This window comes from Luteibacter sp. RCC_6_2 (assembly GCF_041360655.1).
Lineage (GTDB): Bacteria > Pseudomonadota > Gammaproteobacteria > Xanthomonadales > Rhodanobacteraceae > Luteibacter.
The window spans coordinates 139370-162911 of record NZ_JBFUPQ010000005.1 but is presented as its reverse complement, the minus strand read 5'-3'; the positions used below and the strand labels follow the sequence as shown (position 1 = coordinate 162911).

21 protein-coding genes are annotated in these 23542 nt (G+C 66.2%); 9 read left to right on the top strand and 12 right to left on the bottom strand.

Annotated elements, in window-relative coordinates:
* Positions 1 to 90: 90 nt before the first annotated feature.
* The 5 genes from odhB to purB all read right to left on the bottom strand — a co-directional run bounded on the left by odhB (position 91) and on the right by purB (position 7541).
* Positions 91 to 1299 carry a 2-oxoglutarate dehydrogenase complex dihydrolipoyllysine-residue succinyltransferase gene (gene odhB, locus AB6730_RS06995; RefSeq protein WP_371022939.1) on the bottom strand — a complete coding sequence of 403 codons (1209 nt, stop codon included), beginning with the start codon at positions 1297 to 1299 and terminating at the stop codon, positions 91 to 93.
* A 7-nt stretch (positions 1300 to 1306) separates the two neighbouring features.
* Positions 1307 to 4159: a 2-oxoglutarate dehydrogenase E1 component gene (locus AB6730_RS06990; protein WP_371022938.1), complete on the bottom strand. Its 2853-nt coding sequence runs from the start codon at positions 4157 to 4159 to the stop codon at positions 1307 to 1309.
* Between the two features lie 132 nt (positions 4160 to 4291).
* Positions 4292 to 4786, bottom strand: a complete 495-nt coding sequence (locus AB6730_RS06985; protein WP_371022937.1) for a hypothetical protein — start codon at positions 4784 to 4786, stop codon at positions 4292 to 4294.
* Positions 4783 to 5994, bottom strand: a complete 1212-nt coding sequence (locus AB6730_RS06980; protein WP_371023068.1) for a JmjC domain-containing protein — start codon at positions 5992 to 5994, stop codon at positions 4783 to 4785. Before AB6730_RS06980 ends, AB6730_RS06985 begins: the two co-directional genes overlap by 4 nt.
* Positions 5995 to 6173: 179 nt before the next feature.
* A complete protein-coding gene (gene purB, locus AB6730_RS06975; RefSeq protein ID WP_371022936.1) occupies positions 6174 to 7541 on the bottom strand; it encodes an adenylosuccinate lyase in 1368 nt (455 codons plus the stop codon).
* Between the two features lie 124 nt (positions 7542 to 7665).
* Here purB and AB6730_RS06970 point away from each other — a divergent pair, with 124 nt between their 5' ends.
* Positions 7666 to 9063, top strand: coding sequence for a class II fumarate hydratase (locus AB6730_RS06970; RefSeq protein ID WP_371022935.1), 1398 nt, complete (start codon positions 7666 to 7668; stop codon positions 9061 to 9063).
* 11 nt (positions 9064 to 9074) lie between these two features.
* On the opposite strand, the gene AB6730_RS06965 is transcribed toward AB6730_RS06970, so the two are convergent.
* The 3 genes from AB6730_RS06965 to AB6730_RS06955 all read right to left on the bottom strand — a co-directional run bounded on the left by AB6730_RS06965 (position 9075) and on the right by AB6730_RS06955 (position 10953).
* Entirely contained in the window at positions 9075 to 9968 is an 894-nt protein-coding gene (locus AB6730_RS06965) for an RNA polymerase sigma-70 factor (RefSeq protein ID WP_371022934.1), read from the bottom strand.
* 69 nt (positions 9969 to 10037) lie between these two features.
* Positions 10038 to 10442: a cupin domain-containing protein gene (locus AB6730_RS06960; protein ID WP_371022933.1), complete on the bottom strand. Its 405-nt coding sequence runs from the start codon at positions 10440 to 10442 to the stop codon at positions 10038 to 10040.
* A 10-nt stretch (positions 10443 to 10452) separates the two neighbouring features.
* The gene (locus AB6730_RS06955; protein WP_371022932.1) at positions 10453 to 10953 is read right to left on the bottom strand and encodes a carboxymuconolactone decarboxylase family protein; all 501 of its coding nucleotides are present in this window, start codon (positions 10951 to 10953) and stop codon (positions 10453 to 10455) included.
* Positions 10954 to 11098: 145 nt separating this feature from the next.
* Here AB6730_RS06955 and AB6730_RS06950 point away from each other — a divergent pair, with 145 nt between their 5' ends.
* From AB6730_RS06950 to AB6730_RS06925, 6 genes are all read left to right on the top strand, one after another.
* Positions 11099 to 11365: a sigma factor-like helix-turn-helix DNA-binding protein gene (locus tag AB6730_RS06950; protein WP_371022931.1), complete on the top strand. Its 267-nt coding sequence runs from the start codon at positions 11099 to 11101 to the stop codon at positions 11363 to 11365.
* 10 nt (positions 11366 to 11375) lie between these two features.
* A complete protein-coding gene (locus AB6730_RS06945; RefSeq protein ID WP_371022930.1) occupies positions 11376 to 12377 on the top strand; it encodes a LysR family transcriptional regulator in 1002 nt (333 codons plus the stop codon).
* Between the two features lie 78 nt (positions 12378 to 12455).
* The gene (locus AB6730_RS06940; protein ID WP_371022929.1) at positions 12456 to 13232 is read left to right on the top strand and encodes an SDR family oxidoreductase; all 777 of its coding nucleotides are present in this window, start codon (positions 12456 to 12458) and stop codon (positions 13230 to 13232) included.
* A gap of 15 nt (positions 13233 to 13247) precedes the next feature.
* A complete protein-coding gene (locus tag AB6730_RS06935) occupies positions 13248 to 13742 on the top strand; it encodes an Ohr family peroxiredoxin (RefSeq protein WP_371022928.1) in 495 nt (164 codons plus the stop codon).
* A gap of 185 nt (positions 13743 to 13927) precedes the next feature.
* Positions 13928 to 14239, top strand: a complete 312-nt coding sequence (locus tag AB6730_RS06930) for a hypothetical protein (RefSeq protein ID WP_371022927.1) — start codon at positions 13928 to 13930, stop codon at positions 14237 to 14239.
* 4 nt (positions 14240 to 14243) lie between these two features.
* Positions 14244 to 16040: a GGDEF domain-containing protein gene (locus AB6730_RS06925; RefSeq protein ID WP_371022926.1), complete on the top strand. Its 1797-nt coding sequence runs from the start codon at positions 14244 to 14246 to the stop codon at positions 16038 to 16040.
* A 382-nt stretch (positions 16041 to 16422) separates the two neighbouring features.
* Here AB6730_RS06925 and ykgO read toward each other — a convergent pair whose 3' ends face one another.
* The 4 genes from ykgO to AB6730_RS06905 all read right to left on the bottom strand — a co-directional run bounded on the left by ykgO (position 16423) and on the right by AB6730_RS06905 (position 19371).
* A complete protein-coding gene (gene ykgO / locus AB6730_RS06920) occupies positions 16423 to 16548 on the bottom strand; it encodes a type B 50S ribosomal protein L36 (protein WP_029213509.1) in 126 nt (41 codons plus the stop codon).
* Between the two features lie 88 nt (positions 16549 to 16636).
* Positions 16637 to 17551, bottom strand: coding sequence for a LysR substrate-binding domain-containing protein (locus AB6730_RS06915; RefSeq protein ID WP_371022925.1), 915 nt, complete (start codon positions 17549 to 17551; stop codon positions 16637 to 16639).
* A gap of 453 nt (positions 17552 to 18004) precedes the next feature.
* A complete protein-coding gene (locus tag AB6730_RS06910) occupies positions 18005 to 18640 on the bottom strand; it encodes a 3-oxoacid CoA-transferase subunit B (protein ID WP_371022924.1) in 636 nt (211 codons plus the stop codon).
* A gap of 11 nt (positions 18641 to 18651) precedes the next feature.
* Complete coding sequence (locus tag AB6730_RS06905; RefSeq protein ID WP_371022923.1) at positions 18652 to 19371, bottom strand: CoA transferase subunit A; 720 nt, start codon at positions 19369 to 19371, stop codon at positions 18652 to 18654.
* A gap of 226 nt (positions 19372 to 19597) precedes the next feature.
* Here AB6730_RS06905 and gndA point away from each other — a divergent pair, with 226 nt between their 5' ends.
* Positions 19598 to 21010: an NADP-dependent phosphogluconate dehydrogenase gene (gene gndA / locus AB6730_RS06900; RefSeq protein WP_371022922.1), complete on the top strand. Its 1413-nt coding sequence runs from the start codon at positions 19598 to 19600 to the stop codon at positions 21008 to 21010.
* A 190-nt stretch (positions 21011 to 21200) separates the two neighbouring features.
* The gene (gene gspD, locus AB6730_RS06895) at positions 21201 to 23531 is read left to right on the top strand and encodes a type II secretion system secretin GspD (protein ID WP_371022921.1); all 2331 of its coding nucleotides are present in this window, start codon (positions 21201 to 21203) and stop codon (positions 23529 to 23531) included.
* Positions 23532 to 23542 lie beyond the last annotated feature (11 nt).

Sequence of the window (23542 nt, the reverse complement as noted above, 5' to 3'; positions counted from 1 at the left end):
ACTGCGGTATCTGCTACCGCCAATATGGGGGCGGAACATGAAAACGGGAGTCTTTCGACTCCCGCCTTCACGTTTCGGCTCAACCGGCCATCACAGGCCGAGCAGCATCCGCTGCGGGTTTTCGAGCTGGTTCTTGATGTCGACGAGGAACAGCACGGCGTCGCGGCCGTCGATGATGCGGTGGTCGTACGACAGCGCGATGTACATCATCGGGGCGGCGATCACCTGGCCGTTCTCGACCACCGGGCGCTCCTTGATCGTGTGCATGCCGAGGATGGCGCTCTGCGGCGGGTTCACGATCGGGGTGGAGAGCAGCGAACCGAAGGTGCCGCCGTTGGTGATGGTGAAGGTGCCGCCCTGGAGGTCGTCCAGGCCGAGCTTGCCGTCACGCGCCTTCTTGGCGTAACCGATGATGCCCTTCTCGACGTCGGCGAAGGACATGTCCTGCACGTCGCGCAGCACCGGCGTGACCAGGCCCTTGTCGGTCGACACGGCGATCGAGATGTCCTGGTAGCCGTGATAGATGATGTCGTTGCCGTCGACCGAGGCGTTGACCACCGGGTAGCGCTTGAGCGCTTCGGTCGCCGCCTTGACGAAGAAGCTCATGAAGCCGAGCTTGACGCCGTTGGCCTTCTCGAACTGCTCGCCCAGGGACTTGCGCAGCTTCACCACCTCGGCGAGGTTCACCTCGTTGAACGAGGTGAGCATCGCGATGGAGTTCTTCGACTGCATCAGGCGCTCGGCGATGCGGGTGCGGATGCGGGTCATCGGCACGCGCTCTTCCGGGCGGCTGCCCGGGGTCGGCTTGGCGGCCGGAGCGGCAGGTGCGGCCGGAGCGGAACCGCCCTTGCCGGCGTTGACCAGGTCTTCCTTCGTCACGCGGCCATCGCGGCCGGTGCCGGCGACCTTGGACGGGTCGATGTTTTCCTCGACGGCGACGCGGCGGCCGGCCGGGGACAATTCATCGACGCCCTTGGGCGCGGCAGGTGCGTCGGCCTTGGTGGCCTTCGGCGCTTCGGCGGCGGCGGGCGCGGCGGCCGGGGCAGGCGCGGCAGCGGCGGCGCCTTCCTCGATCACGGCGATCACCTGGCTGCTGGTGACCGTGGAGCCTTCCTCGAACTTGATTTCCTTCAACACGCCGTCGACCGGCGCCGGGACTTCGAGGACGACCTTGTCGGTCTCGAGGTCGAGCAGGTTCTCGTCGCGCTTGACCGCATCACCGGCTTTCTTGTGCCAGGTGGCGATGAGCGCGTCGGAGACCGACTCGGGCAGGACCGGGACTTTGACTTCGATGGACATGCTTGTCTTACTCCGCTGCGTGATCGGTGCCGACGGGCGCGACCAGCGCCTGTTCGACGAGCGCCGTCTGTTCGGCGACATGGGTGTTGAGGTGACCCGCGGCCGGTGCCGGCGAACGAGCGCGTCCCGCATAGGACAGGCTGTGCTTCGGCCCCACGCTGGCCTGCAGGTGGTGACGGATCTGGAACCAGGCGCCCTGGTTCATCGGTTCTTCCTGGCACCACACCACTTCCTTGGCGGAAGGGTACTTTTCCAGTTCGGCCGAGACTTCCGGGCGCGGGAACGGGTAGAGCTGCTCGACGCGCACGATGGCGACGTCGGTGAGCTGGCGCTTCTCCGCGTCTTCGAGCAGGTCGTAGTAGACCTTGCCCGAGCAGAGCACCACGCGCTTGACCTTCTTCGCCTGCAGGTCGCGATGCTCGCCGATCACCAGCTGGAACTTGCCGTTGGCCAGTTCGTCGAGCGAGGACACGGCCAGCTTGTGGCGCAGCAGCGACTTCGGCGTCATCACGATCAGCGGCTTGCGCACCGGGCGCACCTGCTGGCGGCGGATCATGTGGAAGGCCTGGGCCGGCGTGGTGGGCACGCAGACCTGCATGTTGTCCAGCGCGCACAGCTGCAGGAAGCGCTCCAGGCGGGCGGAGGAATGCTCCGGGCCCTGGCCTTCGTAGCCGTGCGGGAGGAACAGCGCGAGGCCGCAGAGGCGGTCCCACTTGGCCTCGCCCGAGCTGATGAACTGGTCGATCACGACCTGGGCGCCGTTGGCGAAATCGCCGAACTGGCCTTCCCAGATGGTGAGCTGGTCCGGCGAGGTGGTGGCTTCGCCGTACTCGAAGGCCATCACGGCTTCTTCGGACAGGAGCGAGTCGATGACCTCGACGCGGGCGTCCGCACGCACCCTGGACAGGGGCATGTAGGTGTCGTCGCTCTTCTGGTCGTGCAGGACCGCATGGCGATGGAAGAACGTGCCGCGGCCGGCGTCCTGGCCGACCACGCGGAGGTCGTTGCCCTCGGCGATGAGCGTGCCGTAGGCGAGGTTCTCCGCGAAGCCCCAGTCGCCCGGGAGTTCGCCGGCGGCCATCTTGCGGCGGTCTTCGTAGATCTTGGCGACGCGCGGGTGCAGCGTGACATCCGACGGAACGTCGAGGATGACGTCGAGCACCTTGCCCAACTGGTCGCGCGACACGCCCGTGTCCACTTCCATCGACAGCTTGTTCTTCTGGAAACGGGTCCAGTCGACCGGGATGTCGCGGGTGGGGTTGGGGTCGATCGCGATCAGCGGCTCGCCCTTTTCGAGGCGGGCGCGGTAATCGTCGAGCATCTTCTGGCCGTCGTCGGCGCCGATGGCCGATTCCTTCACCAGTTGCTGCGCGTAGAGGTCGCGCGTGGTGGGACGCTTGCGGATGACCTGGTACATCAGCGGCTGCGTCGCGGCCGGCTCATCGGCCTCGTTATGGCCGTGGCGGCGGTAGCAGACGAGGTCGATGACCACGTCCTTCTTGAACTGCTTGCGGAACTCGTAGGCCAGGCGGGTGACCTGGATCACGGCTTCCGGGTCGTCGCCGTTCACGTGGAACACCGGCGCGTTGACCATCTTGGCCAGATCGGTGCAGTACAGCGTGGAACGGGCGTCTTCGCGCTTGGACGTGGTGAAGCCGACCTGGTTGTTGACCACGATGTGCAGCGTGCCGCCGATGGCGAAGCCACGGGCCTGCGACATCTGCATGAGTTCCATGTTGACGCCCTGGCCCGCGAAGGCGGCGTCGCCATGGATCAGCACCGCGATCGACTTGTCGCGGGCGGTGTCGCGGCGGCGCGACTGGCGCGCGTGCACGGAACCGGCGACCACCGGGTTGACGATTTCCAGGTGCGACGGGTTGAAGGCCAGCGCGACGTGCACGCCGCCATTCGGCGTCTTGACGTCGGCCGAGAAGCCCATGTGGTACTTCACGTCACCCGAGTGGATCGGGCTGTCGTCGTGCTCGAACTTGCCTTCGAACTCGTTGAAGAGCTGCGAGGGCGCCTTGCCGAGGATGTTCACCAGCACGTTCAGGCGGCCGCGGTGGGCCATGCCGATGACGAGTTCCTTCACGCCGTTGTCGCCGGCCGCGCGGACCACGTCGTCGACCATCGGGATGAGGCTGTCGCCGCCTTCGAGCGAGAAGCGCTTCTGGCCGACGTACTTGGTGTGCAGGTAGCGCTCCAGGCCCTCGGCGGCGGTAAGCGCCTCGAGGACGCGGACCTTGGCGGCCTTCTGCAAGCCCGCGGACCCGGCGGCCTTTTCCAGCCGCGAATAGATCCAGGCGCGCTGGTCGTAGTCGGAGATGTACATGAACTCGGCACCGATGGTGCCGGTGTAGATGTGCTTCAGCTTCGCGAGGAGGTCGCGCAGCTTCATGCGCTGGCCACCGCCGGCGAAGGTGCCCGCGTCGAACTCGGTGTCGAGGTCGGCGTCGGAGAGGCCGTGGAAGGCGAGGCCGAGGTCGGGGGTGTCGATGTCCGGGACGGTCAGGCCGAGCGGATCGAGCTGGGCGGCGATGTGGCCGCGCGAACGGTAGGCCGTGAGCAGGCGGAGGACACCGGCCTGTTTCTGGGCGTAGGCGTTGTCGGCGGAGCCGGCAGCGGGCGCGGCGGCCGCGGTGCGGCGCTGCTTCTGTGCCGCCTCGATGCGGGCGATGGCACCGGAATGGGCGACATCACCGGCCTCGCGGCCCTTGAAGGATTTGAAATACCCGTCCCATTCGGCCGGGACGGAGCCGGGATCGGCTAGCCAGGCTTCGTAGACTTGCTCTACGTAATCGGCGTTGCCGCCGGCGAGTTGGGAGGATTCGGAAAACTCGCGGATCAGGTTTGCGCTCACGTCACCACCGGCACACACGAAAAGGACGGGCTGCCGCGCGGCATGTGGGGAGCGCCTGCGGCATAAGAATCCGTTAATTATAGCCCCGTGCTGCTGCGCTGCGCCAACCCATTCATGCGCTTCCGGCGAAGCTCAGATTCCGAGTGGTCTTATCTGCCATGCGGGCTCGGCCCGCTCCCAGACTTCGTCGAAATAAGCCGTCAGGCGAGAGGTCTCACCTGGTTCGTCGAGGTCACCCCGGGCCTCGAAGCGCCCGGCCACGGGCCTGAACAGAAAGCCACCGGTGTGATCGGTGGTGAAGGCCGATCCGTAGCGAAGATGGGCTTCCTCGGTGGGAACGCGGACACCGATCGCCGTGGGAAGGCGCTGGGCGAGGGCGAGCAGGCGGTGGCCGTCGCGATGACCACGTTCGGCATCGTGGGTGAGGATGCGGATCTGCGCCTGCCGGCCGCTGGTGGCGATCCGGCGCAACTCGGCATGCACGGCGTCACTGTCGAGCACGCCGGGTTCCAACAGGGGCAGGTAGATCGAGACCCGGTGGCGTGCGCCCGCCAGCAGGCGCAGGTGGGCGGCTTCGAGACCGGCACGGTCTTCCGCCGCCAGGATCGAGTCCGCCCTGCCGTTCACCGGCGCCGGCCCTTGCGCACGCCGAGCTGTCCATCGTTGACGAGCGTAAGCAGCACCTGCTTTTCCACCGCCGAAGGACGGCGGTCGAAGGCGAGTTCGCGCTCGGCGGCCAGGCGCTCGGCCAGCGCCGCCGGGCATTCGTAGGCGTTGCCGCTGACGAAGAGGGTGGCCTCCTTCTTCCCCTTGACCCAGGCGATCCGGGCGTAGGGATGGCGGACCAGGGTCGCTCCGCCGTCGAGGGCCTTGTCGAACGCGGCCTCGGTAGTGGCCTTCGGCGGCGCGGCGGCGACCTGGGCGTTGCGATAGCGGGTGATGAAACGGCCGAACCAGTCGGCCAGCAGGTCGCGGTCGAGTGCCGCCGCGAAGGGCAGGGCCTGGCGCAGGCGGTTCAGGGCCGCCGTGTCGATATCGCCAGCGCGTTTCGCCGGGACGAGGTCGGGGTCGGCATAGCGCAGTTCCTCGGGCATCCGCTCGGCGAGGAAGTCGGCGAGGTCGCCGGTCAGTTCGGCCTGCGAGGGCGCGCGCATGCCGATCGAGATCGTCATGCAGTTGCCGATCGCCACGCCGTCGTGGGGCACGCCGGGCGGCAGGTAGAGCATGTCGCCGGGGCCGAGCAGCCACTCGTGGGTCGGCTCGAAGACCTGCAACTGCTTCAGTTCCACGTCGTTGCGGAAGTCGAGCGGCGCGTCCGGATCGTCGCTGATCGCCCAGTGGCGCTCGCCGATGCCTTGCAGCAGGAAGACGTCGTACTGGTCGACATGGGCGCCCACGCCGCCGCCATCCTCGGCATAGGAAATCATGATGTCGTCGAGGCGCCAGCTCGGCAGGAAGGTGAAGTGGTCGAGCAGGGCGGCCACGTCGGCGTCCCACTTGTCGACGTCCTGCACCAGCAAGGTCCAGTCGCGCTTCGGGGTCTTGCCGAACTCGGCCTCCTCGAACGGTCCGTTCTTCACCGTCCAGCGATCGCGCTTTTCATCGTGGATGATGAGACGGGCGAGCGCGCCTTCCTCGCAGGCGAGGCCGGCGAGGTCGTCGGGCTCGATCGGCGCCTGGAAATCCGGGAAGGCGTTGCGGATGAGCAGCGGGCGCTTCTGCCAGTAATCGCGCAGGAACTGCGTGGCGCTCATGCCCAGCGGCTGGCTGGCGCTACCGCGCACTTCGATCGGGAGGGGCTTACGGGTGGGGTTCTGGATGGCCATGCGCGGCATTGTAATGGCTGCAAGCCATGCCTTGGTGGGAGCGATGCCCTGGTGGGAGCCGACCTTGTCGGCGATCCCGCGGCAGCGGGCCAGGCCGAGGCGAGCACCCATCGCCGCTGAAGCGGCTTCCCACCGAAGCAGACTCCCACCAAGGCACGGGATCGCCGGCAGGGTCGGCTCCTATCGGATCAGATCGCGCGGGCGAGCTTGTCGGCCAGGCCGATGTACGAGGCGGGGGTCAGTTCGGTCAGGGCCTTCTTCGCGTCGGCCGGGAGGTCGAGGCCATCGATGAAGGCGCGCATCGAGTCCTTCGTGATGCCCTGGCCGCGGGTCAGCGCCTTGAGCTGCTCGTAAGGCTCCGGCAAGCCGAAGCGGCGCATCACCGTCTGCACGGCTTCGGCGAGCACTTCCCAGCTGGCGTCGAGGTCGGCGGCGATGCGCTCGGCGTTGACGTTGAGCTTGCCCAGGCCCTTCATCAGCGATTCCAGCGCGACCAGCGAATGGCCGAAGGCGGTGCCCAGGGCGCGCAGCACGGTGGAGTCGGTGAGGTCGCGCTGCCAGCGGCTAATCGGCAGCTTCTCGGCGAAGTGTCCGAGCAGGGCGTTGGCGAGGCCGAAGTTGCCTTCGGCGTTCTCGAAGTCGATCGGGTTGACCTTGTGTGGCATGGTCGAGGAGCCGACTTCACCGGCTTTCAGCGCCTGGCGGAAATAGCCCAGCGAAATGTAGCCCCAGACGTCGCGGGCGAGGTCGATGAGGATGATGTTGATCCGGCGCAGCACGTCGGCGAACTCGGCGATGCCGTCGTGTGGCTCGATCTGCGTGGTGTACGGATTGAAGACCAGGCCCAGGCCGTCGACGAAGCCGGCCGCCAGCGCGGGCCAGTCCACGCCGGGATAGGAGATGACGTGCGCGTTGTAGTTGCCCACCGCGCCGTTGATCTTGCCCGGGACCTCGATGGCGACCAGCTGGCGGCGCTGGCGCTCCAGTCGGGCGACCACGTTGGCGATCTCCTTGCCCATGGTGCTGGGCGAGGCGGTCTGGCCGTGCGTGCGCGAGAGCAGCGACAGGCCCGCATGCTCGTGGGCGAGGGCGCGCAGCGTCGCGATGACCTGGTCCAACGCGGGAAGCAGCACCGATTCGCGCGCGTCGCGCAGCATCAGCGAATAGGCGAGGTTGTTGATGTCTTCACTGGTGCAGGCGAAGTGGACGAATTCCTTGGCCTGGGCGAGGGTGGGATCGTTGCCGATCTTTTCCTTGATGAAGTATTCGACCGCCTTGACGTCGTGGTTCGTGGTCGCCTCGATCGCCTTGATCCGCTCGCCGTCTTCCGCCGAGAAGCCGTCGGCGATGGCGAGCAGGCGCGTGACCGCCTCGGCGGGAAAGGCCGGGAGCTCGACGATGCCGGGGTGCGCGGCGAGGGCAAGCAACCAATGGATCTCCACGTGTACCCGTCGATGCATCAGCCCGAACTCGCTGAAGATCGGGCGCAGCGAACCCACTTTCGCGGCGTAGCGGCCGTCCAGGGGCGAGAGGGCGGTCAGCGTGGCGTGGGACATGGTCGTTCCTGGAGGCGTGGCGGGTGCAGCCCGCGATTATAGCGCCCCATCGCCGACAGGGTCGGCTCCCCCCGGGGCCGCGAGGGCGGGTACTGTATGTAAATCCCCCACCCGGAGTTCCCGCATGAGCAAGTTCCGCACAGAACGCGACAGCATGGGCGAGTTGAAGGTACCGGCGAAGGCGCTCTATGGGGCGCAGACCCAGCGCGCGGTCGATAACTTCCCCATCTCCGGCCTGACCATGCCGCGTGAGTTCATCCGGGCGCTCGGCCTCATCAAGGCGGCCGCGGCCGAAGCCAATGTCAAGCTCGGCCACCTGGACAAGGCCTCGGCCAAGGCCATCCGCGCGGCAGCCGAAAAGGTCGCCGCCGGCGAGGTCGACGAGCACTTCCCCATCGACGTCTTCCAGACCGGCTCGGGCACCAGTTCCAACATGAACGCCAACGAGGTGATCGCGCACCTCGCCGAGGCCGCGGGCAGCAAGGTGCACCCGAACGACCATGTGAACGCCGGCCAGAGTTCGAACGACGTGATCCCCACGGCGATCCTGGTGAGCGCGACGCTGGCCACCAGCGAAAAGCTGCTGCCGGCCCTCAAGCACCTGCGCAAGACGATCGACGTCCGTGGCAGGGAATTGAAGAAGGTCGTCAAGACGGGCCGCACCCACCTGATGGACGCGATGCCGATCACCTTCGGCCAGGAACTGTCCGGCTGGTCGGCGCAAGTCGGCGACGCGGCCGAACGCATCACGGACACGCTCAAGCGCACCCGGCGGTTGCCCCAGGGGGGCAGCGCCGTGGGCACGGGCATCAATGCCGACCCGAAGTTCGGCCCCACGGTCGCGGCCGAACTGTCGAAGCTGACGGGAGTGAAGTTCGAATCGGCGGATAACTATTTCGCGGGGATGGCGGCGCAGGACGCGCCGGTTGAACTCTCCGGCCAGCTACGCGCGCTCGCGGTCGGCGTGATGAAGATCGCCAACGACCTGCGCTGGATGAATTCCGGTCCGTTGGCGGGCCTGGGCGAGATCGAGCTGCCGGCGTTGCAACCGGGGTCGTCGATCATGCCGGGCAAGGTCAACCCGGTGATTCCCGAGGCGGCCGCCATGGTCGCCGCGCAGGTCATCGGCAACGACGCGACGATCGCCGTGGCGGGGCAGTCGGGCAATTTCCAGCTCAACGTGATGCTGCCCGTGATCGCGTACAACCTGTTGCAGTCGATCGAGATCCTCGCCAACGTCGTCACGCTGCTCGCGGACAAGGCGATCGCCGGTTTCAAGGTCAACGAGGAACATATCCGCGAGGCGCTGGACAAGAACCCGATCCTCGTCACCGCCCTCAATCCGGTGATCGGTTACGAGAAGGGCGCGGCCACCGCGAAGCAGGCATACAAGGAGAAGCGTCCCATCATGGACGTGGCGCTGGAAACCACGGGCTTGTCCAGGGCCGAGCTGGCGAAGCTGCTCGACCCCGCGGCGTTGACCAAGGGCGGCATCCACGGCGGTGGCGGTGGCGGCGGCTGAGTCCGGGTCGCCTAGGCGGCGAATCCCTGCAGGCCCTGCTCGATTCGCCGCAGTTTGTCCGGGTTCCGCTGCACGTGGATGCTCAGGATCTTCTCGCCATCCGTCACGAAGGTCTGCACGGACTCCAGCTGGCCTTCGATGTAACGCAGGAAAGCCCATTCGCCGTTGATGCGCGTCAGCCGTACTTCCACGGCGGCGCCGTAACGCAGGTACGAGGCATAGAAGAGCTGCGCGATGCGTTGGCCGCCGAGCATGGGCTTGGGGAAGCTGGTGACCTTGCCGCCACCGTCGCCGGTGAGGTCGGCATCCACGGCGAGCATGGAGCGGATGGCCGGGAAGTCGCCGTTCGCCAACGCCTCCGCGAAGCGCCGCATGAGCGCCAGGTGCGCCTCGCGCGGAGCCGCGTGGCGGGGGCGCTCGTCGCGTAGCTGGTCTTTGGCGCGATGCACGAGCTGGCGGCACGCGGCCTCGCTCTTGCCGATGGTGTCCGCGATCTCGGCGTAATCGATATCGAAGACCTCGCGAAGCAGGAAGGCGGCGCGGGCTTCGGGAGATAGCCGCTCAAGCAGCAGCAGGAACGCGACGGACACGTCGCCCGCCAGTTCCTGCACGTCCTCGGGCGAGGCGCCATGGTCGGTGAGGACGGGCTCGGGCAGCCAGATGCCGACGTATTCCTCGCGCCGGACCTTCGCCGCCCTGAGCCGGTCGATCGCGCGACGCGTCGTGGCGGCGACCAGCCACGCCTCCGCGTTCTCGATAGCCGTGTGCTCGGCGGCGTTCCAGCTGAGCCAGATGTCCTGCACCACGTCCTCGGACTCCGCCACCGAACCGAGCATGCGGTAAGCGATCCCGTGCAGGCGAGGCCGCAAGGCGGAGAAGGTGGCCGTGGCTTCGTTCATACCCATGGAGACGATCTTGCCAGTTCCCCTGTGACAGGTCCTTGCAAAATCGTCTCACATGGTGGTTTTTTCGTCTCAGTGGACGAGGGTCAGCACCGGGTTCTTCTTGTCCTTCAGCAGGAACACGACGAACTTGGCCGGCGCGGTCTTGCTGGCGTTGCGACCGATCGTGTGCACGTCGTCCGGGCCCTCATAGAACGTCTGCCCGGCCTTGAGCGTCTGTTCGGGCTGCCCGCGCACGCCCATCACGATGCTTCCTTCCAGCACATAGACGATCGCGTGGGCATCGTGGCGATGCACCGGGTCGACGGCACCGGGCGGGTAATCGACGTTGATCAGGGTGATCTCCTTGCCGGGGTAGTCCTTCAGGGCCTTGGTCATGAGATCGGAGACGGTGGCGTGGGGTGCCCCGGCATCCTGGGCGAGTGCGAGGCCGGGCGAAAGGGCCAGCAAGAAGGCGAGTGTCTTCGAGATACGCATGGCAGGTTCCTCAGGCGGCGGTGGCGACGGGCTCGGAAAGACCGGCCTTGTCGAGGCCCCAGGCCTTGTCCATGGTGCCGGGGACGTTGCGGAAGGCCACGTTCATGCGGTTCCACGCATTGATGGCGGCGACGACGAAGGTCAGGTCGGAGACTTCTTTCTCGGAGAGCTGGCCGCGGACGCGCTCGTAAAGGTCGTCCGGCACGCCTTGCGCCGGGATCTGCGTGAGCGCTTCCGTCCAGGCCAGGCTGGCGCGCTCGCGCGGCGAGAACAGGTTCGATTCGCGCCAGATGGCGATGTGGTGCAGGCGCAGCGGACGCTCGCCGTGGATGACCGCCTGCTTGACGTGCATGTCGACGCAGAACGCGCAGCCATTGATCTGCGAGGCGCGAATGTGGACCAGGTGGCGGATCGACTCTTCGATCGCGCACTTGGCCTCCGCCATGCTGACTTCCATGAGCTTCTTGGTCAGCTCGGGCGATTGCTGCTGGTAATCGAGACGCTGGGTCATGGTGGTTCCTCGTTCGGGAGTGATTACCCGCCGTAGCCTAGGTCCGCGTAACAGACGGCCGGTAGATCCGTATGCGGGATCACCGTGTTGTGCGGCGTGCACCAATCGCATGTCACAAACCGCGGGATGCCCTCGTCTATGAGATATGGACCCGATCACTCGCACTTATGAATGGCTGCGCAGACAGCTGTCGACACGACATACGGTCGATGCCGTGTGGGCGGGATTCCTGGATGCGCTCGACGAGCTGCCGGCAGAGGCCCGGGTCGCCTTCCTGATGAGTGACATCTTCGATGCGAGCATCGACGAGGTGGCCATGCTGCTGCGCAAGGACGCGGCGGCATGCCATGCCCTGGTCGAGTTGGCTCGCGCACACATACAAGCGGCCGGCCCACGCCGCGCCGTGGAATGAGGACCTGCCCATGACTCACTGTTTATCGTCGCCGGTGGAAACCGTCGATACCCTCGCCACCTCGTTCTCCGCCAGTTATGCCGGCGTGATCGCCTTTATCGCCGTGGTGTCCGAGGGCAGCTTCGCCAGGGCGGCGGATCGCCTCGGCATCGGTCGCTCCGCCGTGAGTCGCAGCGTGCAGAAGCTCGAACAGCAAGTGGGCGCGCGGCTGTTTTCCCGAACCACGCGCAGCACCGCGCTCACGCGGGAAGGCGAGATCTTCTTCGAGAACTGCCATCCCGGCGTGGAACGCATCGCCCAGGCGCTGGACGACATGCGCGAGCTTCGGGACGGGCCTCCGCGCGGACGCCTGTGCATCGGCGCGCCCGTCGGTTTTGGCCGCAATGTGGTGGCTCCGCTGTTGAAACGATTCCGCGACACCTTTCCGGAGATCGCGGTCGACCTCGTCCTGGACGACCACCCCGTCGATTTCACCGCCGACCGCGTGGACGTGTCATTCCGCAACGGACGGCTGGAGGACAGCCAGGTCGTCGCCCGGCAGGTCGTTCCCATGCAGACGTTCGTGTGCGCCACGCCGGACTACCTGCTTGCCCATGGCGCCATCGAGAAGATCGAGGATCTCGCCGCGCATCGCGCCATCCATTTCCGGCTGGCTTCGGGCCGCGTCGACGAATGGGAATTCAAGGTCGACGGCAGGCCCTACAAGACCTTGCCGCCGGCGATGGACGCCTTCAACGACCCCGACCTGGTGTTGCAGGCGGTGCTGGATGGCCGGGGGATCGCCCAACTCGCGGGGTACCAGGTATGCGCGCACCTCCGGGCCGGGCGCCTCGTCGCTTGCCTGCCGCAGTACGCACCCGACGACCGCGGCCATTACATCTGTTACCAGAGCCGGCAGCAGTTGCCTTCGCGTATCCGCGTATTCATCGACTTCATGGTTCCCGCCATCCGCGCGCTGGACCTGGAGTGCGGCAGCACCCTGCCGATTGGTGCATCGACGGCAACATCGTGATCCCGCGCGCGGTCCTACCGGTGCCCACGCCCGCCTCCTACGATCCAGTCACGTCCAAAGCAAGATAGGTATCCCATCATGAAATTCCTGGTCATCGGCGGCTCCGGCCTCATCGGCAGCAAGGTCGTGCAGCGCCTGCGCGCAAAGGGTCACGAGGCGATCGCCGCATCGCCCTCGTCAGGCGTGAACACGCTCACCGGCGAAGGACTGGACGAGGCCATGGCCGGTGTCGACACGGTCATCGACCTGGCCAATTCCCCCTCGTTCGAAGACAAGGCGGTACTGGATTTCTTCCAGACCTCCGGTCGCAACCTCGTCGCGGCGGAGCGGCGCGCGGGCATCGCCCACCACGTGGCCTTGTCGATCGTCGGAACCGACCGCGTCGCGGCCGCCGGCAGCGGCTACATGCGCGCGAAGGTCGCGCAGGAGACGATCGTCCGCGAATCGGGCGTGCCGTACACCATCATCCATTCCACGCAGTTCTTCGAGTTCCTGGCCGGCATCGCGAAGTCGGCCGCCGGCGGCGACACCATCACCTTGTCGACGGGCTACATCCAGCCGATCGCCTCGGACGACGTGGCCGATGCCGTGGTGAGGACCGTGCTGGGCAAGCCCGTCAACGGTGTGGTCGAGATCGCGGGGCCCGACAAGGTGCGCATGTCCGACCTCGTCGGCCGGTTCCTGTCGATCATCAACGATCCGCACCACGTGGTCGGCGACGCCAAGGCCCCGTATTTCGGTGCCGTGCTGGCCGACGACAGCTTGTTGCCGGGGCCCGACGCGACGCTGGGCAAGATCGATTTCCATGCCTGGCTGAAGTCGTCCCAGTACGCCAGCTTCGCTTCCGCGGCCTGACTCGACGGGTCCATCGTGAAACCGACGCCACCACCGGTCTCGTTCCTCGACCGGTACGACGGAGACGAATTCGCTCCGTTGTACACGGGTACCGTCACGGTGACCGGCGGCGAGGCGGCGCATGGCCGCGCTTCGGGTGCCGCCCGCTCCAACGACGGCAATCTCGACGTGTCCCTGCGCCTGCCCCCGGAGATGGGCGGTCCCGGGGGAGGAAGCAATCCGGAACAGCTGTTCGCGGCGGGATTCGCCGCCTGCTTCCATGGGGCGCTCTGCCTGCTGGCGATGCGTGAGCGCATCGCCGTTCCCGCCGACGCGGCGGTGACCGCCGCCGTGACCTTCGGCCGCGACCCGGCCGACGGGTTGTTCACGCTCGTCGCCCACATACGTATCGCCTTGCCTGGCGTGGCGCGTCACATCGCGGAGGCCCTGGTCCGCAATACCGAACGCTTGTGTCCCTACGCGAAGATGGCGCGGCAGGGTATCGAGTGCATCGTGCAGTTGGCGGACTGATCGCGCGAAAACATTGCCTGTCACGCCAGGTATCTGATCCTGCGTCACATTTCCTTTGGTCCAAGCCAGGTGGCCTACTACTCCGCCGTGGCGCATGGGGCTATGATCCGATCCGCGAGTGACCTCGAGGGGAGGATCGCCGTGAGGGCCGGGGGTGACATTCCCTGGGCCGGGGAACGGGAAGCATGGGGAAGGTCATCGAGTTTCTCGCGCGCGTCGGAGGCGACGCGTCGTTGCGGCACGCGTCGACGGACACCGTCGATGCCGCCTTGCGGGAGGCCGGTGTCGACGACGATGATCTTCGTGATGCGTTCAGTGCGAAGGATGGCGATGCCGTTCGGTTGCTGCTCGGCCAGCGCGCGTATTTTTCGACGCAGATGCCGATAGCCCCCGAGCACGAGGAACAGGAGGATCCGCTCGATGGCGAGGATGAGGATGGAGACGGCGAGCCGGACGATACGGTCGCATACATGCCGCCCACGGGCACGCACCGCTGAGACCGTGAAGCGCCTGCGGCATGCGTTCGCGACACTGGCGGCTTGTCTGCTGGTGTTCGTCGCGGTGGTGCACGCGGCACCGGAGAATGCCGGAAATCCCTCGTCAGCCGAGGCGATCCTCGCGCGCGCCGATACGATCAAGGCCACCGATTTCGTCGCGTTCGGCCACCTGATCGACGATCTCACGCGATTCGAAGCGAAACTCGCGCCTGCAGAGCGGTGGAAACTGCGTTTCCTTCAAGGCTGGCGGGCCACCTGGATAGGCGATTACGAAGCCGGCCGGAAGGCGCTGGAGGATGTGGCGGACAACGCCAACGACAACGTCTTGCGGCTGCGCGCGACCGCGACCCTGATCAACCTGCTCGGCATCGGCCACCGTTACCAGGACGCCTTCATGCGGCTGAACCAGTTGCAGGAGTTGATGCCGTCCATCCGCGACCGGAAAGCACGTTTCCAGGGCCTGGGCGAGGCGTCGCAGTTGCTCAGCTCCGCCGGCCAGTTCGAGCAGGCCGAGGCGTATGCCCGGGAAATGATGGAGAACCCGCCGCCGGGCGAGACGATCTGCAAGGGGGCGCAGCACCTGCTGCGCGCGCGTCGTGAGGCCAACCGGCTGGAGACGCTGGACCCGATGTACCTGCGCGCGATCGAAACCTGCGACGCGGCGGGCGACGATGTATTCGCCGACAGCATGCGCTCGGACATCGCGGCATTCCATCTCGCCCATGGGCGTCCCGCCGAGGCGGTGAAGATACTCGCGGAAACACGCGACCGGGCGCGCTCGCTGAATTATCCGGCGTTGCTGGCGGAATACGATGCGACCCTCGCGCAGGCGTACCTCAAGCTGGGCGACCTGGCCAACGCGCGCCGCTTCGGCCTGTCCGCCGTGGCCGGTTCGATCCGCGACGAATTCACCGATCCGCGCCGCGTGGGCTACGGCGTGCTTTACCAGGTGGAGCAACAATTAGGCAACGCGGCCGCGGCCCTGGCGTACCACGAGAAGTTCATGGTCGCCGACAAGGCCTACCTGGACGACGTGGGCGCGCGCAGCCTGGCTTTCCAGATCGTCGACCAGCAGTTGCTCGCGCGCAAAGCCGAGGTCGAGGCGCTGAACAAGCAGAACGAGATCCTCCGCTTGACGGGAGCGCTCGACCGCAAGGAAGTCGAGACGGGCCGCCTGTATATCTTCGTCCTGCTTGCCGGGCTGGCCGCCATCGCCTGGCTGGTGCTCTGGTTGCGCCGCTCGCAGTTGCGTTTCATGAAACTGGCGCGCCGCGACGGCCTCACCGGTATCTGCAACCGCGAGCATTTCGTCGAACAGGCCGAGCGCGTGCTGGCCTACGGCGCGCGCTCGGATCGCGGCGCGTGCCTGATCCTTTTCGACCTCGACCACTTCAAGAACGTCAACGATACCTATGGTCATGCCGTGGGTGACGAGGTGCTGAAGCGCGCGGTGGACGTCTGCCGCCGGGCCTTGCATGCCTGCGATGTATTCGGCCGCCTGGGTGGCGAGGAGTTCGCGGTACTGTTGCCCGATTGCAGCCCAGCGCAGGCGCGTGCACGCGCGGAGCAGCTGCGGCTATCGATCGCGGCGACGTCGGCCACGCAGATCCGTCCGAACATGGTGGTGACGGCGAGCTTCGGCATCGGCGGCACGATGCAGTGCGGCTTCGAGTTGCATCGCCTGCTGGTGGTGGCCGATGCGGCACTTTACCGAGCCAAGCGGGCAGGCCGGAACTGCGTCTTCATGGGAGACACCGGCGACATCCCCGACTCACCGTACTTGAGCGAGGCGCGCGGCTAGGGCGATCCGCCCGGTAGAAAAAACTCATCCGGTAGAAAACCCCACCCAGTAGAAGAACCCTGGTGGGAGCCGACTTGTCGGCGATCCCGCGGCAGCGGGCCAGGGTGAGGCCAGCCCTATCGCCGCTGAAGCGGCTCCCACAACAGCATCGGGTAGACCGGTCAGGAACAGACCGGTAGGAACAGACCGGTAGGAACAGCAGACCTGTGGGAGCCGACCTTGTCGGCGATCCCGCGGCAGCGGGCCAGATCTCGGCAAGCACCCATCGTCGCTGAAGCGGCTCCCACAGGTCTGCTCCTGCGGCCAGATTCCTGCCACCTGGGTCCAAAACAAAAAAAAGGCCGCTTTCGCGGCCTTTCTTTCTAAACCCGTCGCAGCTGGATCAGCGCTGACGAGCCTTGAAACGGGGGTTGCTCTTGCAGATCACGAACACTTTGCCGCGACGGCGAACGACTTTGCAGTCACGGTGACGCGACTTCGCGGACTTCAAAGAGGAAAGCACCTTCACGGCCAGCTCCTGAAACTTTACGGACAAGGAAAAACGGGATTGTAACGATCCGGCCTTCGTTACGCAAGCGCCGGGAAGCATTCGTCTTTCAGCCGAGCCCCAGCTTCGCCCGGGCCTCGCGGACGGTGCGCAGGAAACTCTCCAGCACCGGGGACGTATTGTCCACGCGCGACGCCACTGCGAGCAACAGGTAGGCCTCCGGATCGTCAACGGGAACGAAGCTGACGCCATCCAGGTGGACCGCGCGTAGCGAGGCCGGAACCAGGGCCACGCCGAGCCCCGCGGCCACGAGCGGCAGCAACGAAGGGATCTGCTGCGCTTCCTGGCGGACGTTGGGGCGGAAGCCTGCCTTGTTGGCGAGCAGGGTCAGCCGGTCGGTCAGGGTCGTGGCCTGCGCGCGTGGCGGGGCGACGAATCGCTCCCCGGCCAGGGCCTCCATGCGCAAGCTGGGCTGCTTCGACAGCCGGTGACGGGCGGGAAGGGCGATCACCAGCGGCTCGTGATCGATCACCTCCACGTTCAGCTGGCGGGCGTTCGCGACGCCCTCGGGGTGCGCCCGCAGCAGGCCCACGTCGATCTGGCCGGAAAGGAGGGCATCGTATTGGGCGCCAGTGAGCATCTCGCCGAGGTGCAGGCTCACTCCCGCCGCCGCGTGCGAAAAGCGCAGCAAGGTTTCCGGCAGGGCGGGATGGAAGGACACGGAAACCGCATAAGCCAGCCGGAGCTGACCCGTGAAGCCGGCGGCGGCCTCCGCCACGACCGTCCGCGCGCTTTCCGCCCGTGCGAGGATCGCCTTGGCCTCGACCAGGAAGATCCGGCCGGGCTCCGTCAGAGCGACGCGGCGCCGGTTGCGGTCGAGCAGGCGCACACCTAAATCGGCTTCAAGTGACTGGATCTGCTGGGAAAGCGGCGGCTGGGAAATGTGCAGGCGCTGCGCGGCCTGGGTGAAGCTGAGGGTCTCAGCCACCTCGACGAAATAGCGCAGTTGGCGCAGGTCGAACATAGTCGTTTTTCGAATAAGTGGGCGCTGAAAGATATATTGGCCGGAATTTCCTAGGAAATCTATGATTCGTCTCGGCCTACCACCAACCCCTCCCCCTGGGTCGGTAGGTCCCTCGCCTCGCAGCGACGCTAATTACCGGCATCTGGCCTACCTCCCCCCCGAGGCCCATGCTGAGGCGTCTCCTGCGGGGCGACTTTCTTTGTGGCGTTTGGAAAGTGGTGTGGGTGTTCGGAAGTAGGGGACGCCTATCGCCGACAAGTCGGCTCCCACAAAGTACCAGGCCAGTCCCCATCGATACGGACCAGCCCACCAGCTTCGTGGGGTCAGCCCCATCAGCTGTGGGTCAGCCCCACCAGCTTGGGCCAGTCCCACCAGCTTGGCATTGCCCGGTGGGAGCCGACCCTGTCGGCGATGCTCTCGCCTTCTGTGGGAGCCGACTTGTCGGCGATGCCCTCAGAGCTTCGAAACGAACCCACACCCCGTGCCGGCCTTGATCGCCGCCTCGTCCACGCCGGGCGCCATCTCGATCAGTTCCAGCCCGCCAGGCGTCACGTCGAACACCGCCAGGTCGGTGATGATCCGGTCGACCACGCCCTTGCCGGTCAGCGGCAGGGTGCATTCGGTGAGGATCTTCGGCGAACCGTCTTTCGCGGTGTGTTCCATCACCACGACGACGCGCTTCACGCCGGCGACGAGATCCATGGCGCCGCCCATGCCCTTGACCATCTTGCCGGGCACCATCCAGTTGGCGATGTCGCCCTCGCAGGTCACCTGCATGGCACCGAGGATGGAGATATCCACGTGGCCGCCGCGAATCATCGCGAACGAATCCGCGCTGGAGAAGAACGACGAGCCGGCGCGGGCGGTCACCGTCTGCTTGCCGGCGTTGATGAGGTCGGCGTCCACCTCGTCCTCGGTGGGGAAGGGGCCGATGCCGAGCAGGCCATTTTCGGATTGCAGCCAGACATCGACGCCGTCGGGCAGGTGGTTGGCCACCAGCGTGGGCAAGCCGATGCCGAGGTTCACGTAATCGCCGTCGGAGAGTTCCAGGGCGGCGCGCTGCGCCATCTGTTCACGGGTCCAGGCCATGGTCTTCTCCTTCAGGCGCGCACGGTGCGCTGTTCGATGCGCTTGGACGGCGCGGGATTGTGCACGATGCGGTCGACATAGATGCCCGGCGTGTGGACCTGGTCCGGGTCGAGTTCGCCCACTTCCACCATGATCTCCACTTCGGCGATGCAGACCTTGCCGGCGGTGGCGACCATGGGATTGAAGTTGCGTGCGGTCTTGCGATAGACGAGGTTGCCAGACGGGTCGGCCTTCCACGCCTTGACCAGCGCCACGTCGGCGACGATCGAGCGTTCCATCACGTACATGTTGCCGTCGAACTCGCGCACTTCCTTGCCTTCGGCGACCTGGGTGCCGTAGCCGGTGCGGGTGAAGAAGGCGGGGATGCCCGCGCCACCGGCACGCAGCTTCTCGGCGAGCGTGCCCTGCGGGGTGAACTCCACTTCGAGCTCGCCGGCCAGGAACTGCCGCTCGAACTCTTTGTTCTCGCCGACATAGGACGAAACCATCTTGCGGATCTGGCGGGTCTGCAACAGCAGGCCCAGGCCCACGCCGTCGATGCCGGCGTTATTGGAGACCGCGGTGAGGCCGGTGACGCCGGAATCGCGCAGCGCCTCGATCAGGAGTTCGGGAATACCGCAGAGGCCGAAACCGCCCACGGCGACGGTCTGTCCGTCGGCGACCAGACCGGCCAGTGCCTCACGGGCGGAGGCGACACGTTTGTCGCGCGAGTGCGACTTCACCTGGTTCATGCGTCATCGATTCCATCCGGACGGTCCCGCCGCCGGTTCGCCGCCCATGATAGCCGAGCGCCGCGCCCGCCCGTGGTTGCCCTTTGGTCCAATCCCGCCGGGCCTTCAGGCCGGTCTTCATTCCCTACACCCGTTTCTTGCAAGCATTGGCACCGTGTACGGGGCTTTGATCGGAAGTCGTTCATCCTCATGTCCCTCGAAGCCCAGCGCGCCCGGAGAAGCCAACGTGAGCAAACAGAAGATCGGTGTCATCGGCATGGCCGTGATGGGCCGCAACCTCGCCTGGAACATCGAGAGCCGCGGCCATGCGGTATCCATCTTCAACCGGAGCAAGGAAAAGACCGACGAGGTCATGGCCCAGAGCCAGGGAAAGAAGCTGGTGCCCAGCTACACCCTGGAGGATTTCGTCGACTCGCTCGAAAAACCGCGCCGCATCCTGCTCATGGTGCAGGCGGGCAAGGGCACCGACGCCGTGATCGAGCAACTACGCCCCTTGCTGGACAAGGGCGACATCCTCATCGACGGCGGCAACACGTACTACAAGGACACCGTGCGCCGGGGCGACGAACTGGCCAAGGACGGATTGCATTTCATCGGCACGGGCGTCTCGGGTGGCGAGGAGGGTGCCTTGAAGGGTCCGTCGATCATGCCCGGCGGCCCACGCGATGCCTATGATCTGGTCGCTCCCATCCTGACCGAGATAGCGGCCAAGGCGCCCGACGGCGAACCGTGCGTGGTTTATATCGGCCCGGGCGGGGCGGGTCACTACGTGAAAATGGTGCACAACGGCATCGAGTACGGCGACATGCAGCTCATCGCGGAAAGCTATGCCGTGCTGAAGCATGTCGTGGGCCTGTCGAACGAGGAACTGGCCGACGTCTACCGTGAATGGAACGAAGGGGAACTCGACAGTTTCCTCATCGAGATCACCTCGAAGATCTTCCGCAGGAAGGACGACAAGAGCGGCAAGATGCTGGTGGACGTGATCCTCGACCGTGCCGCGCAGAAAGGCACGGGCAAGTGGACCAGCCAGAGCGCGCTCGACCTCGGCGTCCCGCTCACCCTGATCACCGAGTCGGTGTTCGCCCGCGTCCTGTCGTCCATGAAGGACGAGCGGGTCGAAGCCAGCAAGCGGTTGGCCGGCCCGAAAGCCGAGGCGTTCAACGGCGATCGCAAGGCCTTCGTCGAGTCGGTGCGGCGCGCCCTGTACATGAGCAAGATCATCTCCTACGCCCAGGGTTTCGCCCAACTGCGCGCGGCCTCGGACGAGAACCAATGGAACCTCGACTACGGCGCGATCGCGAAGATCTTCCGTGCCGGCTGCATCATCCGCGCCCGCTTCCTGCAGAAGATCACCGATGCCTACCGGGCGGACGGCGCGGTGAAGAACCTCCTGCTCGATCCGTACTTCCGCGACATCGCCCAGGAGTACCAGGCGGCCTTGCGCGAGGTCGTGGGCGAGGCGGTGCGCGTGGGTGTGCCGGTGCCCGGCTTCTCCGCGGCCATCGCCTACTACGACAGTTATCGGGCGGAGACGCTTCCGGCCAACCTGATTCAGGCGCAGCGCGACTATTTCGGGGCGCACACCTTCGAACGCCTGGATGAGAAAGGCAGCTTCCACGCCGAATGGGTGGAATGACGGACTGAAGGGCCATCCGGCCCTCGCCGGGCCGGAGCGACCTTCGGCGGACGCCGACGGCGCGGACCTGTGACGCAGGCCCGCCGCCGGGTGCTGGCGCTGTAGGAACCCTCCCTTTAGAGTTGTCGGATCGGCAGCACACCAGGCGTCGGTGTATCGTGCCGTGTCCAACGAGGGAGTACGTTGTTTCATGCTGAGAAGTTCCCTGATCGGCGCCACGGCGCTGGCGGTAGCGCTTGCCGGATGCTCGACGCTGCCGCAACCGCGCGACGATGGATCGCTCCAGCGGGAAGCGCTGGCCGGCACGGAGAAGCCGGTACCCAAGCCGTTGTCGGTAGGCACCGCCAATCCTCCCGTTCCGGCGGCCACGCAGCCCGACATCACCACGGGCACGGGGGAATTCGTGAAGGCCGTGGGCTTGCCCAAGCCGAAGCCGGTGACGGCGGGTGCGGGCACGGTGACCTTCAATTTCGAGAACCAGCCGGTCGAGTCGGTGGTGAAGGCCATCCTCGGCGACCTGCTGCACGAGAACTATTCGATCGTGCCGGGCGTGCAGGGCAACGTCTCCTTCTCCACCTCGCAGCCGGTGTCGAGTGAGCAGGCCTTGCCGATCCTGGAGACGCTGTTGTCCTGGACGGGCAATGCCCTGGTCCGAAGCGGCGACCGCTACGTGGTCATGCCCGCGAAGGATGCCGTGGCGGGCAACCTCGTGCCGAGCATGGGCGCGACCGCGCCGCCGGGCGGCCTGCAGGCGCGCCTGTTTCCCTTGCGCTTCATCTCGGCCACCGAGATGCAGAAACTGATCAAGCCGTTCGCGCGCCCGGACGCCACCTTGCTGGCCGACCCCACGCGCAACGTGCTGGTGATGGCCGGCACGCCGAGCGAACTGGAGAACTACCAGCGCACCGTGCAGACCTTCGACGTCGACTGGCTGCGTGGCATGTCGGTGGGTGTGTTCAGCCTGCAACGCGCGGAAGTGAAGGACCTCACGCCGACGCTCGACAAGCTGTTCGGCGAGAAGGGCAACACGCCCATGGCGGGCATGCTTCGCTTCATTCCCATCGAACGTACCAATTCCCTCGTGGTGATCAGCCCCCAGCCCGTGTACCTGGACGAGGTGAGGAGCTGGATCGATCGCATCGATCGGGGCGGCGGCAACGAGCCACAGCTTTATGTGTACGACGTGCGCAATGTGCAGGCCGCCGATCTCGCCGATTACCTCTCGGATATCTATGGCGGCGGCTCCAGCGGTGGCGGTTCGAGCGATCGCGGCGGCAAGGTCGGGCCGGGCCTCAGTTCCGGCACCCTCGGCGGCGACAGCGACCTCGGCAATCGTGGCGGTTCGGGCCTCGGCAGCACGACGGGTGGCTTCGGCAACAGCTCGTCGTCGAATTCAGGCCTGCTCAACACCACGAACAACAACAGCGGCCTCAACGGCTCGTCCTCCGGCATGAGTGGCGGTTCCTCGTTCGGCTCGGGCGGTGGCTTCGCCGGCAGCGGGTTCGGTGACGACGACACCTCGTCGCGTCGCCAGCGCAACGGGCCGGTCACGACGGACGAAGGTGTGCGCATCACCTCGGTGGATGCGAACAACCAATTGATGGTGCGTTGCCGGCCGTCGCAGTGGACGGAGATCGAGCAGGCGATCAAGCGCCTGGATGCCGTGCCGCTGCAGGTGCAGATCGAGACCCGCATCCTCGAAGTCGCCTTGACCGGTGATTTCCAGTTCGGCGTGCAGTGGTACCTGGAAGGATTGGTCGGTGGCACCAATGGTTCCGTAGGACAGCCGGGCAACAAGCAGCAGTGGGCACTGGGTAATGGCGGCAACGTCTACAATCCCAACACGGACAGCTTCTTCTACTCGTTCGTCAACAACAACCTCGCGGTTGCGTTGCGTGCGATGGAAACCAGCGGCAACACGAAGACCTTGTCGGCTCCGTCGCTGGTGGTACTCAACAACCAGAAGGCGCACATCCAGGTCGGCGACCAGATTCCCATCACGCAGACCTTCGTCAACACCAGCGCCAACACGGACAACACGATCGGCCAGGTGGAATACAAGGACACCGGCGTGATCCTCAACGTGCGTCCGCGCGTGAATCCCGGCGGCCTGGTGTACATGAACATCAACCAGGTGGTGAGCGCGCCGGGCCAGAAGGACGCCACCACGGGCAACTTCCCGATCCAGCAGCGCGAGGTCGCCACCCAGGTGGCGGTGCAGAGCGGGCAGACCGTGTTGCTCGGCGGCCTCATCAAGCAGCAGGAAGGCGTGACCGACACCGGCATTCCGGGCCTGAACCGCATACCCATTTTCGGCCGCTTGTTCGGGTCCACCACCCGTGGCCGCGATCGCACCGAACTGATCGTGCTGATCACGCCGCGCGTCATCAGCAACGGTGAGGAAGCCAAGCAGGTGACGGACGAGTACCAGCGGAAGTTCGAATCGCTGCGTCCCGTGCGCGCCGATGCCAAGCTGGGCAGTGGCGAACCCGCCACGGTCCTGCCGCTGGGCAAGCCCTGAGACGACCCCTC

What these genes read in the sequence shown, in the direction of transcription:
- odhB (WP_371022939.1), bottom strand. Translation starts at nt 1,299, where the DNA reads ATGTCCATCGAAGTCAAAGTCCCGGTCCTGCCCGAGTCGGTCTCCGAC.
- AB6730_RS06980 (WP_371023068.1), bottom strand. Translation starts at nt 5,994, where the DNA reads ATGCCGCGCATGGCCATCCAGAACCCCACCCGTAAGCCCCTCCCGATC.
- purB (WP_371022936.1), bottom strand. Translation starts at nt 7,541, where the DNA reads ATGTCCCACGCCACGCTGACCGCCCTCTCGCCCCTGGACGGCCGCTAC.
- AB6730_RS06970 (WP_371022935.1), top strand. Translation starts at nt 7,666, where the DNA reads ATGAGCAAGTTCCGCACAGAACGCGACAGCATGGGCGAGTTGAAGGTA.
- AB6730_RS06965 (WP_371022934.1), bottom strand. Translation starts at nt 9,968, where the DNA reads ATGGGTATGAACGAAGCCACGGCCACCTTCTCCGCCTTGCGGCCTCGC.
- AB6730_RS06960 (WP_371022933.1), bottom strand. Translation starts at nt 10,442, where the DNA reads ATGCGTATCTCGAAGACACTCGCCTTCTTGCTGGCCCTTTCGCCCGGC.
- AB6730_RS06955 (WP_371022932.1), bottom strand. Translation starts at nt 10,953, where the DNA reads ATGACCCAGCGTCTCGATTACCAGCAGCAATCGCCCGAGCTGACCAAG.
- AB6730_RS06950 (WP_371022931.1), top strand. Translation starts at nt 11,099, where the DNA reads ATGGACCCGATCACTCGCACTTATGAATGGCTGCGCAGACAGCTGTCG.
- AB6730_RS06945 (WP_371022930.1), top strand. Translation starts at nt 11,376, where the DNA reads ATGACTCACTGTTTATCGTCGCCGGTGGAAACCGTCGATACCCTCGCC.
- AB6730_RS06940 (WP_371022929.1), top strand. Translation starts at nt 12,456, where the DNA reads ATGAAATTCCTGGTCATCGGCGGCTCCGGCCTCATCGGCAGCAAGGTC.
- AB6730_RS06930 (WP_371022927.1), top strand. Translation starts at nt 13,928, where the DNA reads ATGGGGAAGGTCATCGAGTTTCTCGCGCGCGTCGGAGGCGACGCGTCG.
- AB6730_RS06915 (WP_371022925.1), bottom strand. Translation starts at nt 17,551, where the DNA reads ATGTTCGACCTGCGCCAACTGCGCTATTTCGTCGAGGTGGCTGAGACC.
- AB6730_RS06910 (WP_371022924.1), bottom strand. Translation starts at nt 18,640, where the DNA reads ATGGCCTGGACCCGTGAACAGATGGCGCAGCGCGCCGCCCTGGAACTC.
- AB6730_RS06905 (WP_371022923.1), bottom strand. Translation starts at nt 19,371, where the DNA reads ATGAACCAGGTGAAGTCGCACTCGCGCGACAAACGTGTCGCCTCCGCC.
- gspD (WP_371022921.1), top strand. Translation starts at nt 21,201, where the DNA reads ATGCTGAGAAGTTCCCTGATCGGCGCCACGGCGCTGGCGGTAGCGCTT.